This window comes from Bartonella sp. AP57NXGY, from assembly GCF_042195805.1.
In the GTDB taxonomy this organism is placed as follows: domain Bacteria; phylum Pseudomonadota; class Alphaproteobacteria; order Rhizobiales; family Rhizobiaceae; genus Bartonella.
The window spans coordinates 1-1290 of sequence record NZ_JBHIOZ010000301.1 but is presented as its reverse complement, the minus strand read 5'-3'; the positions used below and the strand labels follow the sequence as shown (position 1 = coordinate 1290).

The window sequence follows — 1290 nt, the reverse complement described above, 5'->3', positions numbered from 1 at the left end:
AACCAATTGCTAAGCACAAAAGTATCACGGCAGCAGCAACAGGAATAATGTGATCAATAAGATCTTTTTTTAGAGCAGTCAGAGCTTTTTCAGCAGGAGCTAATTGCGCATTTGCATATGCAGACTGTGTTATAAAAAATGTAATTATAGCTGTAGAAATTACTATGATTCTGTTGTTATTTTGTGTTTGGACATTAATTAATTTTCGCATATTTTGCTTTCATTAAATTTTCATGAATATTTTATATTTTTTAACATAAACAAATTACTATCTTTATATGTTACAATTAGCAAATATAAACTCTTAATTTAAAAACATTATGTATTATAAAGACTCACACTTGCCCCTTGAATAACAGGCTCGCAAGTTGGGTTGCTGAGCCAGCGACGACAACGCCGATTGCCCATCGTATAAATGTATCTTTTCCGATGTAGCGTCCAGCATAACCAATTGCTAAGCATAAAAGTATAACAGCAGCAGCGACAGGAATAATATTAGTATTAAGATCTTTTTGGAGTTCTTCTAAAGCTTTTTTTGCAGGAGCTAAACCGTTTGCTTGGGCCCATACGGGATGTATCATAAAAAATATAGTTATAGCTGCAGAAAGTGTGATGATTTTGTTATTGTTCTTTGATTGGAAGCTAATTAATTTTCGCATATTTCTCTCATTGAAGGTTATAGATAACATTTTGTATCATAGTTACTATCTTTAGTTTTAACTAACTGTACCTGTGAATAACAGCTTCGCAAGTTGGGTTGCTGATCCAGCGATGATAACACCGATTGCCCATCGTATAAATGTATCTCTTTCAATGTAACGTCCTGCGTAACCAATTGCTAAGCATAAAAGTATAACGGCAGCAGCAACAGGAATAATATTGGTAATAAGGTCTGTTTGTAGAGCTGTTAAAGCGTCTTTAGCATTCTTTATTTCTGCATATGCGGGATACGTTATAAAAAACGCAGCTATAGTCGCAGAAATTACAATGATTCTGTTGTTATTTTTTGATTGAAGGTTGATTAGTTTTTGCATATTTTACTCTTATTAAAGTTTCATGAATGCTTTGTATTTCTATCATAAATGGAATAGAATTTTGCCATATTAATAATTATTAGATACAATTTTATCTTAAAAACATTTTGTATTATACTTATTCACACAACACCTGTAAATAGCATTTTAGCAAGTTGGGTTGCTGATCCAGCGATGATAACACCGATTGCCCATCGTATAAATGTATCCTTTTCGATGTAACGCCCTGCATAGAGAATGGCTAGGCATAAAAGTA

General features: G+C 33.0%; 4 protein-coding genes. All 4 read right to left on the bottom strand.

Annotation, left to right across the window (positions count from 1 at the left end; translation table 11 throughout):
- A partial coding sequence (locus ACFIL8_RS10485) for a TrbC/VirB2 family protein (protein WP_375689715.1) occupies positions 1-211 on the bottom strand: 211 nt, incomplete at its 3' end.
- 124 nt (positions 212-335) lie between these two features.
- A complete protein-coding gene (trwL, locus tag ACFIL8_RS10480; RefSeq protein WP_375652478.1) occupies positions 336-659 on the bottom strand; it encodes a VirB2 family type IV secretion system major pilin TrwL in 324 nt (107 codons plus the stop codon).
- Between the two features lie 57 nt (positions 660-716).
- Complete coding sequence (trwL, locus tag ACFIL8_RS10475; RefSeq protein ID WP_375610330.1) at positions 717-1034, bottom strand: VirB2 family type IV secretion system major pilin TrwL; 318 nt, start codon at positions 1032-1034, stop codon at positions 717-719.
- A 122-nt stretch (positions 1035-1156) separates the two neighbouring features.
- Positions 1157-1290, bottom strand: a 134-nt coding sequence (locus ACFIL8_RS10470) for a TrbC/VirB2 family protein (protein WP_375689717.1), incomplete at its 5' end; no start/stop codon positions are given.

Coding starts and splice junctions, on each gene's coding strand:
- trwL (WP_375652478.1), bottom strand. CDS start 659: ATGCGAAAATTAATTAGCTTCCAATCAAAGAACAATAACAAAATCATC.
- trwL (WP_375610330.1), bottom strand. CDS start 1,034: ATGCAAAAACTAATCAACCTTCAATCAAAAAATAACAACAGAATCATT.